Source organism: Streptomyces guryensis (assembly GCF_021261325.1).
GTDB classification, from domain to species: domain Bacteria; phylum Actinomycetota; class Actinomycetes; order Streptomycetales; family Streptomycetaceae; genus Streptomyces; species Streptomyces guryensis.
The window spans coordinates 29,580-51,941 of record NZ_JAJSBI010000010.1; the positions used below are offsets into that span (position 1 = coordinate 29,580).

Below are 22,362 nucleotides of genomic sequence, written 5' to 3' on the forward strand. Positions count from 1 at the left end.
GGCCCGCCCTCCCGATGGAGAGGACGGGCCGCGGTACGTGGGCCGGTACGGGCCTCAGAGCCGCTCGGGCGTCCGGATCCCCAGCAGCGCCATGCCCTGGTGCAGGGTGCGGGCCGTCACGTCGCACAGCAGCAGACGGTTCTCCGCAACGTCCTGCGGCGGAGCCGGCTTGATCACAGGGCACTTGTCGTAGAACGACGTGTACAGCGACGCCAGCTGGTACAGATACGCGGCCAGCTTGTGCGGCGCGTACTCCGCGGCCGCCTCGAAGACCGTGTCGCCGAACGCGTCCAGGTGCAGGCCGAGCGCCCGCTCCGCCGGGGCGAGTTCCAGCTCCGGGTGCGCGGCCGGCTTGATCTCCCCGGCCTTGCGCACGATCGACTGGATACGGGCGTACGCGTACTGCAGGTACACGCTCGTGTCGCCGTTCAGCGACACCATCTGGTCCAGGTCGAACTTGTAGTCCCGGTTCGGCGACGTCGACAGGTCCGCGTACTTCACCGCACCGATGCCGACCTGCGCGGCCCGCTCCTGGATCTCGTCCTCGGTGAGGTCCTGCGCCTTGTCCCGGACCACCTCGGCGGCCCGCTGCACCGCCTCGTCCAGCAGGTCCTCCAGCCGTACGGTCTCGCCCTCACGCGTCTTGAACGGCTTACCGTCCGCGCCCAGCACCGTGCCGTAGCCCATGTTGTGCGCGGTGACGCCGTCCTTCAGCCAGCCCGCCCGCCGAGCCGTCTCGAAGACCATCTTGAAGTGCAGCGACTGGCGTACGTCCACCACGTACAGCAGCGTCGACGCATGCAGGTCCAGGACACGGTTGCGGATCGCGGTCAGGTCGGAGGCCGCGTAGCCGAAGCCGCCGTCGGCCTTCTGCACGATCAGCGGGACCGGCTTGTCGTCCTTGCCCCGGATCTCGTCGAAGAAGACGACGAGCGCACCCTCGGAACGCTCCGCGACGCCCATCTCCTCCAGGAGGCGGGCGGTCTCGGGCATGCCGTCGTTGTACGCGGACTCGCCGACGATCTCCTCGTCGCGGATCTCCATGTCCAGCTTCTCGAAGACCGAGTAGAAGTAGACCTTCGACTCGTCCACGAACTGCTGCCAGAGTTCCAGGGTCTCCTTGTCGCCGGACTGAAGGGCCACGACCCTCTTCCGGGCGCGCTCCTTGAACTCCTCGTCCGAGTCGAAGACCGCCCGCGACGCCTTGTACACCCGGTTCAGGTTCGACATGGCCTGCTCGCCGTCGACGTCATCGGCCGGGGCCAGCTCGCCGGGGTGCTCGAACAGGTACTGGATGAGCATGCCGAACTGGGTGCCCCAGTCGCCGATGTGGTGCCGGCCGATCGTCTGCTCGCCGGTGAAGTCGAGCATGCCGCGCAGCGCGTCGCCGATGACCGCCGAGCGCAGATGGCCGACGTGCATCTCCTTCGCCACGTTCGGCTGGGCGTAGTCGACGACCGTGATGCCCGCGTTCTCCTTCAGCGGCACACCGAGCCGGTCGCCGTCGGCGGCACGCGCCGCGAGCGTCTCGGTGATCGCCCGGTCCGCGATCGTGATGTTCAGGAAGCCGGGGCCGGAGACCTCGACGTCCTTGATCAGCCCCTCACCGGTGACGATGTGGGAGACGACCTCCGTCGCCAGCTCCCGCGGGTTCGCCTTCGCCTTCTTGGCCAGCGCGAGGATGCCGTTGGCCTGGAAGTCGGCCCGGTCGCTACGTCGGAGCAGCGGGTCGACTCCGTCGGCTTCCGGACGGGCGGAGGCGATGGCGTCGGCGAGTTGCCTGTTGACGGAGCCGCTGAGGGACTTGACCGGGGCCATGGGAGTGGGTGCCGTTCTCCTCGTGGATTGATAGACGTGGTCAGTATCCCATGGGGGGTGAAGCGGTTTTTTTGGCCGCGGGTCGGTGGGGGCCGGTCGTGCCCCGCGGCGGAGCCGCATCTGGGCAGAGCCCCGCGCCCCTAAAAGTGGCGGCTGCGCCGCCTAGACTGGGGGCGCAGTCGATTGACCGTACTGGCTGCCCGGAGAAAGAAGGACGTGCCGATCGTGGCTCAGAGCACCGAGACCGCCGACTGGGTCTCCCGTTTCGCGGATGACGTCATCGAGGAGTCGGAGCGCCGGGCCCCCGGCAAACCGGTCGTCGTCGCGTCCGGTCTGTCGCCCTCCGGCCCGATCCACCTCGGCAACCTCCGCGAGGTCATGACCCCGCACCTCGTCGCCGACGAGATCCGGCGCCGCGGACACCAGGTGCGCCACCTCATCTCCTGGGACGACTACGACCGCTACCGCAAGGTGCCGGCCGGTGTCGCCGGGGTCGACGAGACCTGGGCCGAGCACATCGGCAAGCCCCTGACGTCCGTGCCCGCCCCGAAGGGGTCCGCGCACCCCAACTGGGCCGAGCACTTCAAGGCCGCCATGATCGAGTCGCTGGCCGAACTGGGCGTCGAGTTCGACGGCATCAGCCAGACCGCGCAGTACACCTCCGGCGTGTACCGCGAGCAGGTCCTGCACGCGATCGCGCACCGCGCCGACATCGACGCGATCCTCGACCAGTACCGCACCAAGAAGGCCCCGGCCAAGCAGAAGCAGCAGCAGAAGCCCGTCGACGAGGCCGAACTGGAGGCCGAGGAGGGATCCGGCGCCGCGAGCGAGGACGACGGCTCCTCCGGCACCGTCGGCTACTTCCCGTACAAGCCCTACTGCGGCAACTGCGAGAAGGACCTGACGACGGTCACCTCGTACGACGACGAGACGACCGAGCTGACCTACGCCTGCACCGCCTGCGGCTTCTCCGAGACCGTCCGGCTCAACGAGTTCAACCGCGGCAAGCTGGTCTGGAAGGTCGACTGGCCCATGCGCTGGGCCTACGAGGGCGTGATCTTCGAGCCGAGCGGCGTCGACCACTCCTCCCCCGGGTCGAGCTTCCAGGTCGGCGGGCAGATCGTCGGGATCTTCGGCGGCAAGCAGCCGATCGGGCCGATGTACGCCTTCGTGGGCATCAGCGGCATGGCCAAGATGTCGTCCTCGCGCGGCGGCGTGCCGACCCCCGGCGACGCCCTGAAGATCATGGAGCCGCAGCTCCTGCGCTGGCTGTACGCCAGGCGCCGCCCCAACCAGTCCTTCAAGATCGCCTTTGACCAGGAGATTCAGCGCCTCTACGACGAGTGGGACAAGCTCGACGGCAAGGTCACCGACGGCTCGGCCCTCCCGGCCGACGTCGCCGCCCACTCCCGTGCGGTGCGCACCGCCGGCGGTGAGCTGCCGAAGACCTCGCGCCCGCTGCCGTACCGGACGCTGGCGTCCGTCGCCGACATCACCGCCGGACACGAGGACCAGGCGCTGCGGATCCTGAGCGAGCTGGACCCCGCGCACCCGCTCGGCTCGCTCGACGAGGCCCGCCCGCGCTACGACAAGGCCGAGGCCTGGATCAACACGCACGTCCCCGCCGACCAGCGGACCATCGTGCGCGACGAACCCGACGCCGACCTGCTCAAGTCCCTCGACGAGGCCTCCCAGCAGTCCCTGCGGCTGCTGGCCGACGGACTCGCCGACCACTGGTCGCTCGACGGGCTGACGCATCTCGTGTACGGCGTGCCGAAGGTGCAGGCCGGATTCCCCGCGGACGCCACGCCCAAGGAACTCCCCGCGGAGATCAAGACCGCCCAGCGGACGTTCTTCGCGCTGCTGTACCACCTGCTGGTGGGCCGCGACACCGGTCCGCGACTGCCCACCCTGCTGCTGGCGGTCGGGCAGGAGCGGGTACGCGCCCTGCTCGGAGAGTGACGCCGTGAGCAAAGCGCCCGGTGCCATGCGGCACCGGGCGCTTTCTCATGCTCCGTGAAGGGCGAATGCCCTGTGAAGGGCGAAGTGCCTATGCGATGTGCTCTTCCGCCAGCTCCGCGTTGAGCCGGTTGGAGAAGCGGTTCACCATCTGCTCGGCCTCGCGCTGCGGAAGCGCGACGTTGTACGTCGCCTCGACGTCCGCGATGAACCCGCGAGGGGTGGGCGCCCCGTTCCCGCTCTTTATCGACTCACGGAAGACCTGGTAGTACGCGTCCTCGTCCGGCTCCGGCGGGCCACCGCCCTCCCCGAGCTCACGAGTGCGACCCGGGCCTGCCGGGATCGGGAAGCTGCCGGTCTCCTCCGGGGACGGCTCCTCGTGCACCGGCTGTTCCGGGAACTGCTCCGGCGGGTACTGCTCCCGCTGGTACTGCTCGGCCTGCTGCTGCTCCGCGAACCACTGGGCGTACTGCTCCGGGTCGTACGAGGGGTCGTAGCCGCCGTGGTACTCGACCTGCTGGGGGTGCCGGGCGTGCAGCCACTGACTCTCCTCCGGCAGCTGCGCCTCGGGAGCACGGTCGAGCCGCTCCACCGGCCGCGCGACCGGCGCCGGCACCGCGGCACGGCTCTCCACCGGTGCGGCGATCTCGGGCGCCGGAGGCAGCAGTGCCGGCTCGATGCCCGCCGCCGCCAGCCCCGCCGGAGCCGTCTGCGCCAGCGGAACGCCGTACCGCGCCAGCCGCAGCGGCATCAGGGACTCCACCGGAGCCTTCCGCCGCCACGCCCGGCCGAAGCGCGAATGCAACCGGGCCCGGTAGACCAGCCGCTCCTGCTCCAGCTTGATCACCTGCTCGTAGGAGCGCAGCTCCCACAGCTTCATCCGACGCCACAGCAGGAAGGTCGGGATCGGGGAGAGCAGCCAGCGCGTCAGGCGCACGCCCTCCATGTGCTTGTCGGCCGTGATGTCCGCGATCCGGCCGATGGCGTGGCGGGCGGCCTCGACCGACACCACGAACAGGACCGGGATGACGGCGTGCATACCCACACCCAGCGGGTCCGGCCAGGCCGCCGCACCGTTGAACGCGATCGTCGCCGCCGTCAGCAGCCACGCCGTCTGACGCAGCAGCGGGAAGGGTATGCGGATCCACGTCAGGAGAAGATCCAGGGCCAGCAGGACACAGATACCCGCGTCGATGCCTATCGGGAAGACATACGCGAAGTTCCCGAAACCCTTCTTGATGGCCAACTCACGGACCGCCGCATACGAACCGGCGAAGCCGATGCCGGCGATGATCATGGCGCCGGTCACGACCACGCCGATGAGAATCCGGTGCATCCGAGTCAGCTGCAGTGGCGCGGCCACCCGTACTCCCCTCCCATTGCGTGCTGTTGCGCGCAACAGAGTGGCACATGTGTACGCCGAACGAGGTAACGGAACGGGTGGAGCCCGGTCCCCCCAGAGGGCCGGGCTCCCTCAAAAAGCGGTGCTGAGCTGCGAGTTGACGTCCAGGCGTGGCCCAGATGTGACAGTCAGCTCTTCTTGGACGCTGAGGAGGACGGAGAGGCCGAAGCGGACTTCGAAGCGGACGGCGACGCCGACTTCGACGCCGACTCGGAGGGGGAGGGCTTCGCCGTGCCCGCACCACTGCCCGCGCCCGAGCCACCGCCGTTCGCCGCCGTCACCGAGGCCACCGCCTCCTTGGCCGCCGCCTCCGCGACCTTCACCAGCGCGTCCGCGTCCGGGGTCTTCTCACCGGCCAGGCCCGCACCGTTGTAGTCCAGCGTGATCACGACGTTCTCCACGCGCGTCACCACCGTCTGCTGCTTGAAGGCGCCTTCCTTCTTCTTCAGGTCGTAGCGCACCAGCGTCGCCTCGGCGCCCGTCCCGGCAACCGGCTCCGACTTCAGGTTCTGCGCGCCCTGAACCCCCTGGGCGTCCTTCACCTGCTTCTCGTAGTAGGCGTGCGCCAACTGATCGCCCTCACCACGCGTGGCATCCGACTCGAAGCGCAGCAGCGACACATTGAGCCAGCGGAACTGCGAGCCCTTCACGCCGTTGTTGTCCAGACTGCTCCAGGAGCAGCTCGCCCGCGTCGCCGTATCACCCGACGTGCCCGCCTTGCCGGACTTGGCGCCCTTCGGTACCAGCGAGGTCAGCGTCTTCTGCGACAGCACCCCACACGAGTCCGGCAACTTCTTGTAAGCCGCCGCCTGCACCGTCGGTGCCGTACTCGCGGTCGCCGCCGCCGTGTCACCGGCGCTCGCGCCCTTGCTCCCCCCGCCACCGGAGCCGGAGTCCGAGGAGCAGCCGGCGGCGAACACCATCACGGGGACTGCGACCGCGCCCGCAAGCAGACGGACTGGCCGCTTCGCTCGCTTCTCCCGCTGGTTCCGCTGGTCTCGCTCTGCTGGTCGCTGCATGGTTCCTTCACTCATGACGCTGTGGTTCCTGAGGTCGGCGGATCGGGTCCGAGGAGCCACCGTACGCGGTGAGGAAACTGTGTGCTTCCGCTTCTTCAGCTTTACGAAGAGGTGCCCGGGGCGCCCGAACGGCCGCTAACCGCCCAGCGTGCCCGCCAGCTGCGCAGCCAGTTTCCGGGCCCTGTCCTGCATTTCCTTGCTGTCAGGGACCGCGCCGACCGTCGCCGGCTGCTCCTCGTACTCGATGGTCACAATGACGTTGGACGTGCGGAACACCACAGTCACCGTCCGCTGCCGGGCCGTCGAGGCCGAGCCGCTCAGAGCGTCGTCCAGGAACGCCTCGTCACCGAGGTCGTCGAGGGTGCGGGGCTGAAGAGTGGACGGGGTCGCGGACGAGGAAGGGGACTCGGAGCCGGAAGGGGAGGCCGAGGCCGAGGAGCTCGGGTCGGCGCTGCTGCCGGCACTCGGGCTGGAGCCGGCACTCGGGCTGGAAGCGGAGCCGGAACCGCTGTCCGAACTCGTCGGCTCGGGCAGGTCGGCCGCCGTCTCCTTCCCCGCGAACAACTCCTGCGCCTGGGTGTCGTCGCTCACCGAGTTGTCATAGGAGACGACACGCTCGAAGTCGACCAGCAGCCGGTCGGTCGCCGTCGCCGAGTCGACCTTCCAACGGCAGCCGGCCTTGCGGTCGTTGTCGTAAGCGAGCGTGGCCTCGCCCTCGTAGGCCTTCTCCTGCTGGTCCGCGTCGGCGATCTGCTGGATGCCGGGCAGCAGCGAGTCCAGCGTGTCATGGCTCACCGCTGTGCACGGCCCCGGCAGCGTGCGGTACTTGCCCGGCTGGGCCACCACACTCGCCGTACCGGCGCCACCGGGGTTCGCGTCATCCGCCGCGCCCCCACCGCCCGAACCGCTTGTGCAGCCTGCCAGCAGCGCCACGAGGAGCGCGGCGACGCCGGATACGTACGCCTTCCGCTGCACGGTCGGGCTCCTCTCGACGGTGGCTCTGTGGCCGTTGCTTCAGTGTCCCCGCCGGTTAATCGCTTGCCGCGCGGGGGCGTCCCCTGGAGACAATGTCTATCGCACGCACTGCCGTGGACGCCGGTCCGTTGTCCTTTTTCAACGACCTTGGCGCCGGTTTTGCGATCTAAGACTTCTGTCATGTTTTCGGGGGAATGGGGACGATATGTCATATGTGGAAATGCCGGGCGCGAAGGTCCCGATCCGTATGTGGACCGACCCGGCGACGGTCGAGGACGTGGCCCTGCAGCAGCTGCGCAATGTCGCGACGCTGCCGTGGATCAAGGGCCTGGCCGTGATGCCGGACGTGCACTACGGGAAGGGCGCGACGGTCGGGTCCGTCATCGCCATGCAGGGGGCTGTGTGTCCTGCGGCGGTGGGGGTGGACATCGGGTGCGGGATGTCTGCCGTCAAGACGTCGCTCACCGCCAATGACCTGCCGGGGGATCTTTCTCGGCTTCGGTCGAAGATCGAGCAGGCTATTCCGGTGGGGCGGGGGATGCATGACAGTCCCGTTGAGCCGGGGCGGTTCCATGGGCTGGCGACGGCCGGGTGGGATGACTTTTGGGGGAGGTTCGACGGGGTTGCGGAGGCGGTGAAGTTCCGGGAGGAGAGGGCGCTGAAGCAGATGGGTACGCTTGGATCCGGAAATCACTTTTGCGAAGTTTGTGTAGATGTGTCCGGTTCAATATGGCTCATGCTCCATTCCGGTTCCCGGAATATCGGCAAGGAGCTCGCCGAGCATCACATCGGCGTGGCCCAGCAGCTCCCGCACAACCAGGGTTTGGTCGACCGTGACCTCGCGGTCTTCGTCGCGGACACCCCGCAGATGAAGGCGTATGAACATGATCTCTACTGGGCTCAGGAGTACGCCAGGAACAACCGGTCGATCATGATGGCGCTCCTGAAGGACGTGATCCGCAAGGAGTTCAAGAAGGCCAAGGTGACCTTCGAGCCCGAGGTGAGCTGTCACCACAACTACGTGAGCCGTGAGCGCTACGAGGGCATGGACCTGCTCGTCACCCGCAAGGGAGCGATTCGCGCGGGCTCTGGCGAGTACGGGATCATCCCCGGCTCCATGGGCACGGGTTCGTACATCGTGAAGGGTCTGGGGAACGAGAAGTCCTTCAACTCGGCCTCGCACGGCGCCGGTCGCCGCATGAGCCGCAACGCGGCCAAGCGCCGCTTCTCGACGAAGGACCTGGAGGAGCAGACGCGGGGTGTGGAGTGCCGTAAGGACTCCGGTGTCGTGGACGAGATCCCGGGCGCCTACAAGCCGATCGAGCAGGTCATCGATCAGCAGCGGGACCTTGTGGAGGTTGTGGCGCAGCTGAAGCAGGTTGTCTGCGTGAAGGGCTGAGCTGCGGACTTGTGGCAGAGGGGCCTGGCCGTGGCCAGGCCCCTCTGATCACTGTTCTCCTCGTGCCCTGGTGCTACGTCGCGGAGGCTTCGGGTGGCATGCGCCACCGCGGAATGACCGTAGAGGGGTCGAAGCGATGCGACCCCTTGGTGCCTGGCAGGATGGTCACGGAATCCAGCAGGCGGAAGAGGATTTCGCGCTTGTCGGCCATGCTCAGCTCGTCCCAATGGACCCTTGCGGCCGTGTCCTGGTGCTGGTCTGGGCGATGCCTGATCATTCGCGTCTGCTGCTCATTCACGAGCCGTTTGATCTCCGTCTCCTCATGCCGCAGTTGCGAGAAGTAATCGGAGTCGCTGATGTCCCCGGTGTGCCACTGTTCCTGAAGAACTGCCTTGCGGTGTTTGGCGATCTCCAACTCGTACCTGTCCGGCCCCGGGCAGGGGGCCGCAGGCCATGAACCGGACATGCCCTGCCGGTTCAGCGCGGTGAGGACGTACTGGGTGATCAGTTCGTCCACGGCGGGGCCCTGGCGGCTGACCCGGCCGCAGCCTCCGTCCAGTGCAGCTCGACAGCGATATTCGTACGATGCCTCGGTCGGATGGCCGTGTAGGGAAGCCCCGCAGGGTTGCCCATTGCCGAGGGGGCGCCCACACCGCACCAATCCCGTGAGCAGGTACGTTGCGCCTCCCACCGAGGATGCACCGCTCCTGTGCCAGCCTCCTGGATGGCGTTTCCTCTCCAGCGACTCTGTGACCAGTCCCCACTCCTCGGGTGACACGATGGGCTCCCATTGGCCGACTACGGGATTTCCGTCGCTGCCGAGGACAAGCGCGCCGTTCAGCTTGCGGTAGCCGCAGATTCGCGGGTTGCGGAGGATTTGTTTGACCGTCTGGCGTTGCCAGGGGTTTCCGAGGGTGCTCGGGTAGCCGGAGGTGACGAAATCCTGGGTGACGGCGGTCAGGGTCTTTCCCTCCAGCAGGCTCTGAACTCCCTGCCGAACCACCTCTGATTCGCCGAGATGCAGTGTGAGCAGGTCAGCATTCCAGCCGAACGGACGGCGTACAGCCACTGGTTCGCCCCGTTCTGCGCGGGCTCGATGGTTGAGCATCGCCCGCTGCTGTTGCTTCTTGCTCTCGGCGCGTGCCGCGGCTGCCCTGAGAAGGCCGCGCTGTGCGGCCTCTTCGCTGTAGAGGTCGTACGAGCCGAGCCCGTCGGCGTATACCCGAGCGGGGTGGGCGGTGAAGCAGGTGAGGAACTGCTGATAGGTATGTACGTCGCGGTACAGCCGGTCATCGGAGACGCACACCACCCCGTCGATCGGGAATCCAGCCGGAGTGGTCCCGCACTTGAGGGCGTCCAGCATCGCGTCGAAGTCGGGACGTTTGACGCCGACCTTGGACGCGGACTTGTCGTTGTCGAGGTAGCGATGAACGACGATCATGCGGTGCTGTGCTGCGATGCGCGCGCAATGGCTTGCCTGGTCTTCGATGCCGTGTCCATCTTGCCTGTGCCTGTCATTGGAGATGCGGCAGTAGGCAACGACCAGGCGCCACCCGGAGTCTCGGAGGGCCAATGACTCCATGAATGAGGGTGCGTTGCGGGGGATTTCCCGGAGCTCATTGAGCAGGAGTTCCACTTCGTGGGCCGGGGGTTTCGTCTTTGCCCGTCGATCGAGTTGTACGTACGAGCGCACGCTAGTGTCGTGGTCAGCCACAGGGAAGCCTCTACTTCCGTGCTGGTCAGGCTCTCGCCGGGACTGGCATCCCGGCGAGAGCCGTCGAGTTGATGTTGTGGCGTGAGCCTAGATCGCGAGTTCGGGCGACGTGCGGGTGATCGAGACGGTTCACCCCTGTGGGTTATGTGAGCCGTTTCTCCAGCAGCGTCACCGCGTACGGGCTGCCCGACCCGCCGTCCTTTGCCAGCTGTTCGCCCACGACCCGGTAGCCCGCCGACTCGTAGTACGCGCGCAGGCGGGGGTTGGAGGCCAGGCAGTCCAGGCGGGCGTATGGGCGGCCTGTGGCGGTGATGCGGGACTCCGCCTCCGCCAGCATGCGGCGCCCGGCGCCCGGTGGGGCCGTGTGCGGGGTGGTCATCAGGCGGTGGATGTAGCCCGCGTCCGCGGGGCGGGGGCCCCAGGCTGCCGGGTCGTCCCACCAGAGTTCCCAGGCGCCGGCGAGGTGGGGGCCCGCGTGGGCCAGCCAGACCTCGCCCTGCTCCATGCGGGTGCGGAAGTGGGTCTCGTCCTTCTCGCCCGGCTTCCACTGGTCGATTCCCCGGGCCAGTTGCCAGAGGGCGGCCGAGTCACGGAGGCGGACGAGGGTGCGGGCGTCGGGCGGGGTGGCCCTGCGGTAGGTCAGAGGCGGCCACTCCGTGGGCTGGGGTTCCAGGAGGGCCGTGCGGAGGGTTGTCGCCAACGCCGCTGCGTCCAGGGACAGTTCCCGCGTGATGTAGTCCTCCAGCGAGCCGTAGCGCGTCTTCATGGAGGAGAGGAAGGTGCGCATCACCGTCTGCGGGGCCCGGCCGAAGCCCGGCCAGGTCGGCTCGCGGCCGTCGTTTCTCGACTTCCAGCTGGCCAGGATGCCGGGTGTGGCCAGTTCGGTGAGGCTGTAGTCCTCGATGATGGCCGTTTCCGGGATGCCCAGCAACGTCAGGATCAGCGCGGCCAGTTGGCCCGTGCGGTCCTTGCCCGAGGCGCAGTGGAAGACGAGGGGTTCCGCCGACTCCGCCGCCTCCGCCACCAGTTCCAGGGCCCGGCGGATCTCCTTCACCCCGTCCTCCGCCACCTCCATGTAGCGCTCCGCCAGGTACGGGCCGGGGTCGACGCCGGGGGCCTGGACCGCCTGCTCGTAGGCGCGGTGCTCGATGCTGAGGTTGTGGTACGCGAAGGAGGGGTGGAACGGGATCCTCCCGCGCGCCTCGGCCTCCCAGGGGTGGCGCAGGTCGATGACCGTGCGGATGCCCAGGGAGAGGAAGTGGTCCCAGTCCTGTGTGCCCTCGGTCAGCTTGCCCGGGGAGTCCGCGCGGTACAGCCGGCCGGGGCGGATGCGGTGGCCGTCCGGCGTCGTGTAGCCGCCCAGGTCGCGGAAGTTGTGCAGCGCGTCGAAAGCTATGTGTCGGTCCACGGACTGTGACCCTATGCCTACTTCGCGTGCAGCACCGCGTAGATCATCACGAAGGCGACGATGTGGATGCCGAAGAGGAAGTACGCGAGGTAGTACCAGACGTAGCGCTCGCGTTTCTTCTCCAGTTGCAGGCGCTGCTGCTCGGCCTCCAGTCGCAGGCGCTGCTGCTCGGCCTCCAGTCGCAGGCGCTGCTGTTCGGGCTCCCGTCCGGCGTCCTGTGTCATCACAGTTCCCGGTGGACCTTCGTGTTCGACGCCTGCGCGCGCGGGCGGAGGACCAGGAGGTCGACGTTGACGTGGTGGGGGCGGGTGACCGCCCAGGTGATGGTGTCCGCGACGTCGTCGGCGGTGAGGGGTTCGGCCACGCCCTCGTAGACCTTGGTGGCCTTCTCCTGGTCGCCGCCGAAGCGGGTGAGGGCGAACTCGTCGGTCTTGACCATGCCGGGGGCGATCTCGATGACGCGGACCGGCTGGCCCACGATCTCCAGGCGGAGGGTCTCGGCGAGGACGTGCTCGCCGTGCTTGGCGGCGACATAGCCCGCACCGCCCTCGTAGGTGCCGAGTCCGGCGGTGGAGGAGAGGATGACCACGGTGCCGTCGCCGCTCGCCACCAGCTTGGGCAGGAGGGCCTGGGTGACGTTCAGGGTGCCGATGACGTTCGTCTCGTACATCGCGCGCCAGTCGGCCGGGTCGCCGGTGGCGACCGGGTCGGCGCCGAGTGCGCCGCCCGCGTTGTTGACCAGGACGCCGATCGTCTTGAAGGCGGAGGCGAACTCGTCGACCGCCGCGCGGTCCGTCACGTCCAGCTGGTACGCCGCCGCCGAGTGGCCCGCCGCGTTGATCTCCTCGGCCAGCGCCTCGATACGGTCCTTGCGGCGGGCGGTGAGGACGACCCGGTAGCCGGCTGCGGCGAGCTGCCGGGCGGTGGCGGCGCCGATTCCGCTGCTCGCACCCGTCACGACGGCGATGCGGGAGGCGGCGGACGGTGCGGGTGCCATGCGGTGCTCCTGGTGTTCGGTCGGCGGACGGCTCCGTCCAGCGTAGGTGAGGCTCAGCCGCCGTTCCTCGGCGCCCACATGATGAGAGCCATGCCGGCCAGGCACACCAGGGCGCCCGTCACGTCCCAGCGGTCGGGGCGGTAGCCGTCGGCGACCATGCCCCACAGGATCGAGCCGGCGACGAAGATGCCGCCGTAGGCGGCGAGGATGCGGCCGAAGTGGGCGTCGGGCTGGAAGGTGGCGACGAAGCCGTAGGCGCCGAGGGCGAGGATGCCTCCGGTGATCCACAGCCAGCCACGGTGTTCCCGTACGCCCTGCCAGACCAGCCAGGCGCCGCCGATCTCGAAGAGGGCGGCGACGACGAAGAGGGCGGCGGAGCGGGCGACGAGCATGCTCGCAGCTTGGCATGTCTGCTGTCGCCTGCGTGCGCGCGGTCACCTGGCCCGTGAGCCGGGCCCGCGTGGATCTGCGGCTCACGCGTGACTACGGGCCGTCCGCCGTGGCGGACGCGAGGGTGCGGCGGTGCTGGTCGGTGCCGACGGCGATCGGGCGGGTGCTGTCGGCCGGGTGTGTGCGGTCCGGGGCGCGGGTGAGGCCGAGCGTGCATGGGCGGTGCCGCGACGCTCTGTGCCGCGACCAAGAGGAGTTCGTCCCACGTCGAGGCCCTGGGGCTCCTCGCAGGAATCGGCTGAAGTCGCTGGATCAGCGGGGCGGGGAAGCCGCCGGATGGGCGGCGTAGGCGGTCGGCGGCACCCCGACCGTCGCCGTGAAGTCCCGTACCAGATGGGCCTGGTCGGCGTAACCGAGATCGGCCGCCAGGGCCGCCCAGTCGACCTCGCGGTCCGTCTCGGCGTGCTCCAGGGCCTCGTGGATGCGGTAGCGCAGGATGACCCATTTCGGGCCCACGCCGACGTACCCGGCGAACAGCCGCTGCAGCAGTCGTACGGACATCCCCTCGGCGCGGGCGAAGTCGGCGACGCGGCGGATCGTTCTGTCGGTGCGGATGCGGTCGACCAGGGTCATCGCGAGGTCGGCCTGGGGGTCGGGGCCGGAGGAGAGTGAGAGCAGGAAGGTGTCGAGGGCGGCGATCCGGGCGTCCTCGTCGGCCGGGGTGAGGACGGCCGCGGGATCCGCCGTCGGGAAGGTCCCGGGGGAGCGGACCCGCCGGCCCGTCCACTCGCTCACCGCCTGCCCGGGGGCGAAGGGGCGGAAGCCGCCGGGCCGGAACTTGATGCCGCAGACCCGGCCGCGTCCCTCCAGCTTCTGGACGAAGAGCCCCTGCTGGACGCCGGTGACCTCGACGAACGGCTCCTGGTCCGCGAACTGCTGGAAGACGATGTGGACGGCGGGGTGCGGGACCACGTGCGAGATGTACGGCTCGTCGAGGTCCCAGTCGATCAGCCAGTAGTGCTCGACATGGTGGCGCAGCGGCTCGGCGGGGTCGGGGCGGCGGAAGTCCACGCGCGCGAGGAAGTCCGCGGCGCCGACGATGCCTCGGGTGTCACGGCGTGGGGCGGCCATGTGGGGATCGTAGGACGGGGCACTGACATTGATGCTGATACTCAGGTTCCGGTGGCCGTGGAGTTCGCGGCCCGGGGCCCGGCAAGGGGTGCCGGAGGCGCCGACCCACGCGTCCCGGGCCGGCGTCGCGGGGACGATCCCGGCCCGTCAGGTGTTCCAGGAGGCCCCGCCCTTCAGTGAGAAGAGGGTAGGAGGGTGTTGCGGGTTGCTCGTGTGACGGTGAGAGGCGGGTAAAAAGGCAGATCGTACGGCCGCCGTCCTCCGCTGAACCGCCACATGCCTTGGCAGTATGGGTACGTGCCCCAAACTGTGCTGCTCGCCGAAGACGACCGCGCCATCCGTCATGCCCTGGAACGCGCCCTGAGCCTGGAGGGCTACCAGGTCACGGCGGTCGCCGACGGTGTGGAGGCGCTGGCTCAGGCCCACAAGACCCCGCCGGACGTGCTTCTGCTCGACGTGATGATGCCCGGCATCGACGGGTTGCAGGTCTGCCGGGTGCTGCGTGCCGAGGGCGACCGCACGCCGATCCTCATGCTCACCGCGCTCGTCGAGACCGCCGACCGTATCGCGGGCCTGGACGCGGGCGCCGACGACTACGTGGTCAAGCCGTTCGACGTCGAGGAGGTCTTCGCGCGGCTGCGTGCGCTGCTGCGTCGGACCAGCCCGGACAGCGGGGCCGCGGCCGACGTGCCGAAGGAGCTGCCCGCGGCCTCCGACCGGCAGATCGAGGCCGCCGGACTGCGCATGGACGTACAGGCAAGGCGGGCCTGGCGCGGCGAGCGGGAGCTGGAGCTGACGCGGACCGAGTTCGAGCTGCTGGAGCTGCTCGTGCGCAACGCCGGGATCGTCCTCGACCACTCCACCATCTACGACCGCATCTGGGGCTACGACTTCGGGCCCGGTTCCAAGAACCTCGCCGTGTACGTCGGCTACCTGCGCCGCAAGCTCGACGAGCCGGGCGCACCGGCGCTGATCCACACGGTGCGCGGTGTGGGTTACGTGCTGCGGGAAGACTAGTGGGCCGGATCAGGCGGCTGCTGGCCAGACGGCGGCCCGGGCTGGTCTCCCTGCGCACCACGTTCGCGGTCTCGTTCGCGGCGGTCACCGCCGCCGTCACGGTGCTGGTCGGTGTGCTGTCGTACAGTGCGGCGGCCCGGCTGGTCCGGGTGGACCAGGAGTCCGTGTTCGACCAGGTCGTGCAGGATCTGCGGGACGAGGTGCGGCAGCACAGGATGACGACGGAGGACTTCTCCTCCTCGGCGCCGGGCCATGACATCGTGCGGCCCGCCCGTACGGATGTGCAGGTGCTGGGGCCGGACGGCAAGGTCGTCGACCCGGGCAGCCCCGGGCTGCCGGTGGTCTCCGCCGACCGGTCGATCGCGGCTGACCGGACGGCCGGGAAGCTGGTCGAGCACAAGGATGTCGACGTCGACACGGACGTCTACCGCATCGCGACGGTCTCGCTCGGCGCCGGGCGTGGCGCGGTGCAGGTCGCTCAGGAGTTCAGCGACACCGAGGACCTGCTGCGGGCGCTGCAGCAGCGCACGTTGATCCTGATGTGCGCGGTGGTGATCGCGGCGGGCCTGTTCGGCTGGTGGCTGGCGCGACGCATCACCCACCGTCTGATCCTGCTGACCTCGGCCGCGGAGGACGTCGCCCGCACCCGGCGGCTCGGCATCGAGGTGCCCGTCACCGGCTACGACGAGGTGGGCCGCCTCGGCCGCGCCTTCGACCGGATGCTGGGCCGCCTCGCCCAGTCCGAGGAGGACCAGCGGCGCCTGGTCCAGGACGCGGGCCACGAACTCCGTACGCCGCTCACCTCGCTCCGTACGAACATCTCGCTGCTGCGGCGGATCGACGAACTGCCTCCGGCCACCCGCGAGGAACTGGTCGCGGACCTGGGCCAGGAGGCGCGCGAACTGACCGACCTGGTCAACGAGCTGGTGGACCTGGCGGCCGGGCAGTCCGACAGCGAGCCGCTGCAGCGGGTCGACCTCGCGGACATCGCGGAGGACGTGGCCGGGCTCGCGCGGCGGCGCAGCGGGCGGCAGATCACGGTCCGGGCGAGCGGTGACACGACGACCGACGGCCGGCCCGGGATGCTGCAGCGCGCGATCTCCAATCTGGTGGAGAACGCGGCCAAGTTCGACCGCGACGGCACCGGGTCCATCGAGATCGCCGTGTCCGGGCCCGCCCGTGCGGGCACGGTCCGCGTGGAGATCCTCGACCGCGGGCCCGGTATCGCCGACGGTGACCTGATCCGCATCTTCGACCGCTTCTACCGTGCGGCCGACGCTCGTTCCCTGCCCGGTTCCGGGCTCGGTCTGTCGATCGTGCGGGAGGTCGCCATGGCGCACGGCGGGGCGCCGTTCGCGGTGCAGCGGGCGGGGGGCGGGGCGGTGATCGGGTTCACCGTCGGCGGGGTGCCGGGGAGCGGGACGGGCGCCGGGGGGTGACGCGGCGGTTCCTGTGGCCCTGCCCGAGGCTCTGCCGACCGGTCCGCCGGGGTCTGGAATCGGCCATTCCGCTCAACCCCATTTAACTCTCAAGCTGTCATGACATACTCGCGATCCGGCGTGTGATCGTCCCCCGACGGTTGGGAAAGCGATTGCCAGTGAACGTGAGAAGCCATGTGCTGGAGCATCCGTGAGCCGGCAGCGGGGACGTCCCGAGCGGCCGCTCGATCCCGACGCGGGGCCGGTCCAGCGCTTCGCACATGAGCTGCGGTCCTTACGGGCCCGGACCGGCTCCCCGTCGTACCGGACCATGTCCGGCCAGGCCCGCGTCTCGGTGGCCGCGCTGTCCCGGGCGGCCTCCGGCGAACGGCTGCCGTCGGTGGCGGTGGTGCGCGCGTACGCGCAGGCCTGCGGGGCGGATCCGGACGTCTGGCAGGACCGATTAAGGGCGGCGGCGGACGAGGTCGCGGCCTGCGGAGCCGTGGAGGGGGAGTCGCCCTACCAGGGCCTGGCGAGGTTCGAACCGGGCGACCAGGAGCTGTTCTTCGGCCGGGACGCGCTCGCCGAGGACGCCGTGCGGCTGATGACGGAGCACCGGTTCGTGGTGCTGCTCGGCGCGTCCGGCAGCGGCAAGTCCTCGCTGCTGCGGGCCGGGGTCATGCCCCGCCTGGAGCGGGTGGTGGACGAAGCGGGCTGCGCCGCGCAGCTCCGGCTGATCACACCCGGCGCCCGGCCCGCCGCCGGCCACGGCCGGCTGCTGGCACCGGGGCCGGACGGGCCCCACCGCGTGGTCGTGGTCGACCAGTTCGAGGAGATCTTCACGCTCTGCCGGGACCGGGCCGAACGGTGGCGGTTCGTCGACCAGTTGCTGGCCGCCAAGGACGCGGACGGCCGGCTGCGCGTGGTCGTCGCTATCGGGGCCGGTTTCCACGGCCGGTGCGTGGAGCACCCGGACCTCGCCGAGGCGCTGCGGCACACCACACTGCAGGTCGGGCCGATGACCCGGGAGGAACTGCGGGACGCGGTGGTCAGACCGGCCACGGCAGCGGGCCTGCGGGTCGAGCGGGAACTCACCGCCCGCATCGTCGAGGAGGTCCACGACCAGCCCGGCGCGCTCCCGATGCTCTCGCACGCCCTGCGGGAGACCTGGCGCAGACGGCGCAGCGGAGTGCTGACGCTGGCCGCGTACGAGGAGGCGGGCGGCGTCCACGGGGCGATCGCCGCGGCGGCCGAGGAGGTCTACGGCGGGCTCTCCGCCGACCAGTCCGGCACCGCTCGGCGGCTCCTGCTGGCACTCATCGCCCCCGGTGACGGCACTCCCGACAGCCCCCGCCCGGTCAGACGCGCCGATCTGCGCGAATGGCCGGACCCCGAGGTGCCCGTCGTCCTCGAACGGCTCTCCCGCGCGCGGCTGATCACCGTGGACGAGGAGAACGTGGAACTCGCGCACGCGGCCCTGATCACCCGCTGGCCCCGGCTGCAGCAGTGGATCGAGGAGAACCGCGAACGGCTGCGGATGCACCGCCACCTCGCCGAGGCCGCCCGCAACTGGCAGGAGCACGGCAGCGATCCCGGCACCCTGTACCGAGGGGTCCATCTCGCCCTGGCCGACGTGCTGTTCACCCGCGAGCGGCACGAGGACGACCTCACCGCGCGGGAGCGGGCCTTCCTGTGCGCCTCCCGGGTGGCCCAGCGCATGGAGCGCTGGACGGCCGCCCGTATGCAGCGCCGCATACGAAGACTCGTCGTCGCCCTCACCTGCGTGCTGGGCGGGGCCCTGGTCGCCGGTCAGCTCGCCTGGCACGAGAGCGACGTGGCCGAGGCCGAGCGCACCCTCGCCGGCGCCCGCCAGGCCGCCGCCCTGGCCGTCCGGGACCGGGTGCCAGACCCCCGCACCCGCACGCTGCTCAGCATCGCCGCCTGGCGCCTCGCCCCGCTCCCGGAGAGCCGCGCGGCCCTCTTCCACGCCCTGACCGACCCCGAGCGCGACACCTTCACAGCCCCGGACCAGAACGCCACCACCCGCGTCTTCCTCACCGACTCCGGCCGCACCCTGCTCGCCACCGGCGGCGGCCACTGGTCGACCTGGGATGTCACCACCCACCACCACACCGCCTCCGGCCGCCTGCCGAACCTCCCGGTGACGGCGGCCGGCCCTGACGGCCGGACCCTCGCCCTGTCCGGATCCGACGGCGAGCGGCGGTTGTGGCGTCTGCCGGCGGGGGCGGGGGCCTTGGCCGGGTATCACGTTGCGGTCGGCGCAGGCCCCGGTGTCGGTGGTTACGTCGTGGGCGGGCCGGAGCCGGCGGCGCAGTTGCGTGGGTTCATGGATGATCCGGTGGTGCTGGAGCGGGCCGTCGGCGGTGTCGTGGTGCCGAGTGGGGATGCGCGGCTGGCGGTCGTCTGCGGGCGGGGCGGGGTGCTCTTGGTGCGGGACACCGTCCGGCACCGGACCGTCACGGGTGGCTGGCAGGAACGGCCGGCGGTGGACTGTTCCGCCGCCTCGCTCGTCTTCGACCGGGCCGGGGCGCGGCTCGCCGCGGTCTCGGGTACCGGGATACGCGTGTGGGACACGGGCTCGGGCCGGCAACTCGCGGAGATCGCCGAACCGGGCGCCACGCACCCGGCGTTCACCGCGGACGGGCGGTTCCTGGCGGCGGCCGGGCAGGACGGGATCACGGTCTGGCGCGTATCGGCGGCGCAAACACCGGTGTTCCGCCACGCCCTGGCCGACGGCCCCGTCACCGCCCTCGTCTGGGACCCCGCCGCCCCCACTCTGCGCTACCTGACCGGCACCACCGTCCACTCCCTCGACCTCTCGGCGCCCGCCACCTCCCCGTGGCGCGCCCGGCCGCCGGACCACGAGACGCTCAGCCCGGACGGGCGCCTGCTGGCCACCGCCGAACGGCACGGCGACAGTTACCGCTTCCGCCTGCGCTCCACCCGGACCGGCCGCGTCCTCGCCGGACTGCCCGCCCCCGGGGCACCAGGACACACCGAAGCCGGGGACGCCGTACCCCTCATGGCCTTCAGCCCCGACAGCCGGACCTTCGGCTACGGCGTCGGGGCCGCGGAAGCGTCCGGCGCCGGGATCGTCGTATGGAATGCGACAACTCGCCGAGTCCAGGCGGAAGTTCGGCCGCGTGGGTCCTCCGCCGTCCGCTCGATCGCGCTCACCCAGGGCGGCCGGAAACTGCTGCTCACCCGGGCGTCCGCCACCGGCTCGCGCACCGGGGAGGTGTGGGACACCGCCCGGGGGACGCGGACCGATCGGCCCGAGGCCCTTGCCGGAACCCTTGAGTCCGTCCTGGCCTCCGGCTTCGCCGGGCCGGTCACCGCCCTGCCCTTCGGCCTGCACACCGACGTACCCCTCGGTCCGGACGGCGAGGCGGACGTCCTCGCCCTCAGCCCCGACGGCCTGCACCTGGCCACCGGCGGTTCCTTCGGCAGCGTCACCGTCTGGCGGGGCCGTACGGAACGCCACCGGCAGTCGGTCGTGCCGGGCTCCGGCGCGCGGGTCACCGCCCTCGCCTTCAGCCCCGACGGCCGCACCCTCGCGGTGGGGTACGGCTCCGGCGCGCTGCGCCTGTGGGACACGGCCACCCGCCAGCCCCTGGGTGCCGGCCTCAACACCCCCGGCGACGCGATCCGTTCACTGGCCTTCGACGCGCACGGGGACTCCGTCTACGCCGCCGGCCCGCACGTCCCCGTCCAGCGGTACGCCGTCGGCCCCGCCCGGGTCGTCACCCTGCTCTGCGCACGCGTCGGCCGTGACCTCACCGGAAACGAATGGCGGACGTACCTCCCCGGTGTGCCCTACCGGCGCGTGTGCGACGTGCCTGGCACCGGCGAATCGACTGCGACTGCGACTGCGACTGTGACTCCGACACCGACACCGACCGCGAGTCCGACGCCGACGCGTACCACCTCGCCACCCCCCGCCGCTCGCCGGCCCGGCGCGGGTGCACGGCGTGCGGACGGACGGCCGGCTGTCCGGTTTCCGTCCCCGGTTGGGTTGTTTACGTCTCTGACCTGCATTGATCAACAAATCGGCGCCCCGAAGAGTGGGCCACCAGGAAAGCACCCCCCACTCACTGGAGGAAACCGATGCCATTCGCGCGCCGCAAGTCCGCCTCTCCCAAGCGCGTCCTCCGTACCGGCGGGGCTGTCGCGGCCCTGGCCCTGGGCGCCTCGCTGATGGCGGCCCCGCAGGCCTCCGCCGCCGACAGCCCCACCACCAAGGAGCTCCTGGACGCCTGCAGCTGGGCCGACCTGTGCGAGTTCCACGCGACGGACTACTGGACGTACACCGGCCCCAAGCACCAGGTCGGCAGCACCGCGTACAACTGCGCGAGCCAGACCAACCAGCACCGCATCGACTGGGCGGACACCACCGGCTCCACCAACACCTTCGGCATTTCGATCAGCGCGGAATACAAGTGGTTCGAGGTGTTCACGGTCGGCGTCAGCACCACGTACTCGCACAGCTGGGAGGCGTCGCACACCGACACCGAGAGCAACACGGTCAACATCCCGGCCGGCTACAAGGGCTGGATAGAGCGCGGCACGTCCAAGCAGCAGGCCAAGGGCTGGTACGAGATCCACTTCGGCAAGCGCTTCTACGGCCACTACATCTGGTACGTCAACAACTACCAGTCGTCCGGCTTCAACAAGGACAACCCCAACTCGGGCTACGTCAACTTCAAGGACGCGAAGATGACGGCCGGCGAGCGCGCCGCCCACTGCAACTGAGACCGGACGACGACCGCATGTGGTGCTCCGTGACTTCCGGAACCCGCCCCGGCCCTCGCCTCCGGCTCCGTCTCGCGGCGGTCGCCGTGTGCTCCCTGGTCCTGCTGACCGGCTGTGCGGCAGGCGCGAAGAGCGAGCCCGACACCGCCCACGCGGACCGTCAGGGGCCGACGGTGATCGGCAGCGACGCCTCGGCGGAGGGCCGGGTGACGGCGGCGCTCTACCGCGAACTCCTCACCGGCGCCGGACAGCCGGTGCGGATGGCGACCACGAGCTACACGTCGCCCGCGGCCACCGCCAGGGCCGTGGTGGCGGGCCGGATCGGTCTGGCTCCCGCGTACGAGAGCACCCTGCTGCGCACGTTCCCGGACGGGGGCACCCTGCCCGGGAACATGCCGGCGACGCTGAGCATGGCCCTGCCGATGGGGATCGACGCCCTGCCTCCGGCCGCGGCCGAGCACGGCGTCGTCCTCGCGGTCACCCGGGCCACCGCCCGCCGCCACGGCCTGCACAGCCTCGCCGACCTCGCCGGAGCCGGCCGCCGGCTCACCCTCGGCGGCTCCGCCTCGGGCGATCCGGACGCCCCGACGCCAGCGTCGCTGAAGAAGGCGTACGGCGTCAGCGTCACCGGCGCCGGCACCTCGGCCACCGCCGATGTGCTGGCTCTGCGCGGCACCGACCCCGTCATCACCCGTGACCGGCTGGTCGTGCTGACCGACCCCGTGGGCGTCATCCCGCCCGAGCACGTCTTCCCGCTCATCCAGGCCCCCTACGCGGGACCGGCCGCGAGAAAGGCCCTGGCCCGGCTCAACCCGGCACTCACCACGGACCAACTGGCCGCGCTCGCCTCCTCCGTCGACGCGGGCCGGTCGCCCGCCGCGACGGCGCGGACCTGGCTGCGGTCCAGGGGCCTGCTCGGCTGACCCCCTCACTCGTACCTGT

The 22,362-nt window shown here is 70.4% G+C and carries 17 protein-coding genes; 7 read left to right on the top strand and 10 right to left on the bottom strand.

Going from position 1 to position 22,362, the window contains the following annotated elements:
• Positions 1–54: 54 nt before the first annotated feature.
• Entirely contained in the window at positions 55–1,818 is a 1,764-nt protein-coding gene (gene argS / locus LJ657_RS20735; RefSeq protein ID WP_232650238.1) for an arginine--tRNA ligase, read from the bottom strand.
• A gap of 216 nt (positions 1,819–2,034) precedes the next feature.
• On the opposite strand from argS, the gene lysS reads away from it, so the two are divergent.
• The gene (lysS, locus tag LJ657_RS20740) at positions 2,035–3,780 is read left to right on the top strand and encodes a lysine--tRNA ligase (RefSeq protein WP_232650240.1); all 1,746 of its coding nucleotides are present in this window, start codon (positions 2,035–2,037) and stop codon (positions 3,778–3,780) included.
• Positions 3,781–3,868: 88 nt separating this feature from the next.
• On the opposite strand, the gene LJ657_RS20745 is transcribed toward lysS, so the two are convergent.
• From LJ657_RS20745 to LJ657_RS20755, 3 genes are all read right to left on the bottom strand, one after another.
• Positions 3,869–5,140 carry a DUF2637 domain-containing protein gene (locus LJ657_RS20745; protein ID WP_232650241.1) on the bottom strand — a complete coding sequence of 424 codons (1,272 nt, stop codon included), beginning with the start codon at positions 5,138–5,140 and terminating at the stop codon, positions 3,869–3,871.
• A gap of 167 nt (positions 5,141–5,307) precedes the next feature.
• Positions 5,308–6,198 (bottom strand): DUF3558 family protein, encoded by an 891-nt coding sequence (locus LJ657_RS20750; RefSeq protein ID WP_232650242.1) that lies wholly within the window; start codon positions 6,196–6,198, stop codon positions 5,308–5,310.
• Positions 6,199–6,333: 135 nt separating this feature from the next.
• Positions 6,334–7,173 (bottom strand): DUF3558 domain-containing protein, encoded by an 840-nt coding sequence (locus LJ657_RS20755; protein WP_232650244.1) that lies wholly within the window; start codon positions 7,171–7,173, stop codon positions 6,334–6,336.
• 205 nt (positions 7,174–7,378) lie between these two features.
• Here LJ657_RS20755 and LJ657_RS20760 point away from each other — a divergent pair, with 205 nt between their 5' ends.
• Positions 7,379–8,572 carry an RtcB family protein gene (locus tag LJ657_RS20760; protein ID WP_232650478.1) on the top strand — a complete coding sequence of 398 codons (1,194 nt, stop codon included), beginning with the start codon at positions 7,379–7,381 and terminating at the stop codon, positions 8,570–8,572.
• A gap of 73 nt (positions 8,573–8,645) precedes the next feature.
• On the opposite strand, the gene LJ657_RS20765 is transcribed toward LJ657_RS20760, so the two are convergent.
• The 6 genes from LJ657_RS20765 to LJ657_RS20790 form a co-directional block, all read right to left on the bottom strand.
• On the bottom strand, positions 8,646–10,265 hold the full coding sequence (locus LJ657_RS20765; RefSeq protein ID WP_232650245.1) for a recombinase family protein: 1,620 nt from the start codon (positions 10,263–10,265) through the stop codon (positions 8,646–8,648).
• A gap of 163 nt (positions 10,266–10,428) precedes the next feature.
• Positions 10,429–11,694, bottom strand: coding sequence for a GNAT family N-acetyltransferase (locus LJ657_RS20770; protein ID WP_232650247.1), 1,266 nt, complete (start codon positions 11,692–11,694; stop codon positions 10,429–10,431).
• Positions 11,695–11,711: 17 nt separating this feature from the next.
• Positions 11,712–11,918, bottom strand: a complete 207-nt coding sequence (locus LJ657_RS20775; RefSeq protein ID WP_232650248.1) for a hypothetical protein — start codon at positions 11,916–11,918, stop codon at positions 11,712–11,714.
• The gene (locus tag LJ657_RS20780; RefSeq protein ID WP_232650250.1) at positions 11,918–12,691 is read right to left on the bottom strand and encodes an SDR family NAD(P)-dependent oxidoreductase; all 774 of its coding nucleotides are present in this window, start codon (positions 12,689–12,691) and stop codon (positions 11,918–11,920) included. Before LJ657_RS20780 ends, LJ657_RS20775 begins: the two co-directional genes overlap by 1 nt.
• 53 nt (positions 12,692–12,744) lie before the next feature.
• Positions 12,745–13,083 (bottom strand): YnfA family protein, encoded by a 339-nt coding sequence (locus LJ657_RS20785; RefSeq protein ID WP_030945548.1) that lies wholly within the window; start codon positions 13,081–13,083, stop codon positions 12,745–12,747.
• A 310-nt stretch (positions 13,084–13,393) separates the two neighbouring features.
• Positions 13,394–14,212, bottom strand: a complete 819-nt coding sequence (locus LJ657_RS20790; protein ID WP_232650252.1) for a helix-turn-helix domain-containing protein — start codon at positions 14,210–14,212, stop codon at positions 13,394–13,396.
• A 309-nt stretch (positions 14,213–14,521) separates the two neighbouring features.
• On the opposite strand from LJ657_RS20790, the gene LJ657_RS20795 reads away from it, so the two are divergent.
• The 5 genes from LJ657_RS20795 to LJ657_RS20815 all read left to right on the top strand — a co-directional run bounded on the left by LJ657_RS20795 (position 14,522) and on the right by LJ657_RS20815 (position 22,343).
• A complete protein-coding gene (locus LJ657_RS20795) occupies positions 14,522–15,229 on the top strand; it encodes a response regulator transcription factor (RefSeq protein ID WP_308117068.1) in 708 nt (235 codons plus the stop codon).
• Positions 15,229–16,668: a sensor histidine kinase gene (locus LJ657_RS20800; protein WP_232650256.1), complete on the top strand. Its 1,440-nt coding sequence runs from the start codon at positions 15,229–15,231 to the stop codon at positions 16,666–16,668. The genes LJ657_RS20795 and LJ657_RS20800 overlap by 1 nt, the downstream gene beginning before the upstream one ends.
• 190 nt (positions 16,669–16,858) lie before the next feature.
• Positions 16,859–20,866 carry an nSTAND1 domain-containing NTPase gene (locus LJ657_RS48635; protein ID WP_232650257.1) on the top strand — a complete coding sequence of 1,336 codons (4,008 nt, stop codon included), beginning with the start codon at positions 16,859–16,861 and terminating at the stop codon, positions 20,864–20,866.
• Positions 20,776–21,420, top strand: a complete 645-nt coding sequence (locus tag LJ657_RS20810; protein WP_232650259.1) for a hypothetical protein — start codon at positions 20,776–20,778, stop codon at positions 21,418–21,420. The genes LJ657_RS48635 and LJ657_RS20810 overlap by 91 nt, the downstream gene beginning before the upstream one ends.
• A 29-nt stretch (positions 21,421–21,449) precedes the next feature.
• Positions 21,450–22,343 (top strand): glycine betaine ABC transporter substrate-binding protein, encoded by an 894-nt coding sequence (locus LJ657_RS20815; protein WP_232650260.1) that lies wholly within the window; start codon positions 21,450–21,452, stop codon positions 22,341–22,343.
• Positions 22,344–22,362 lie beyond the last annotated feature (19 nt).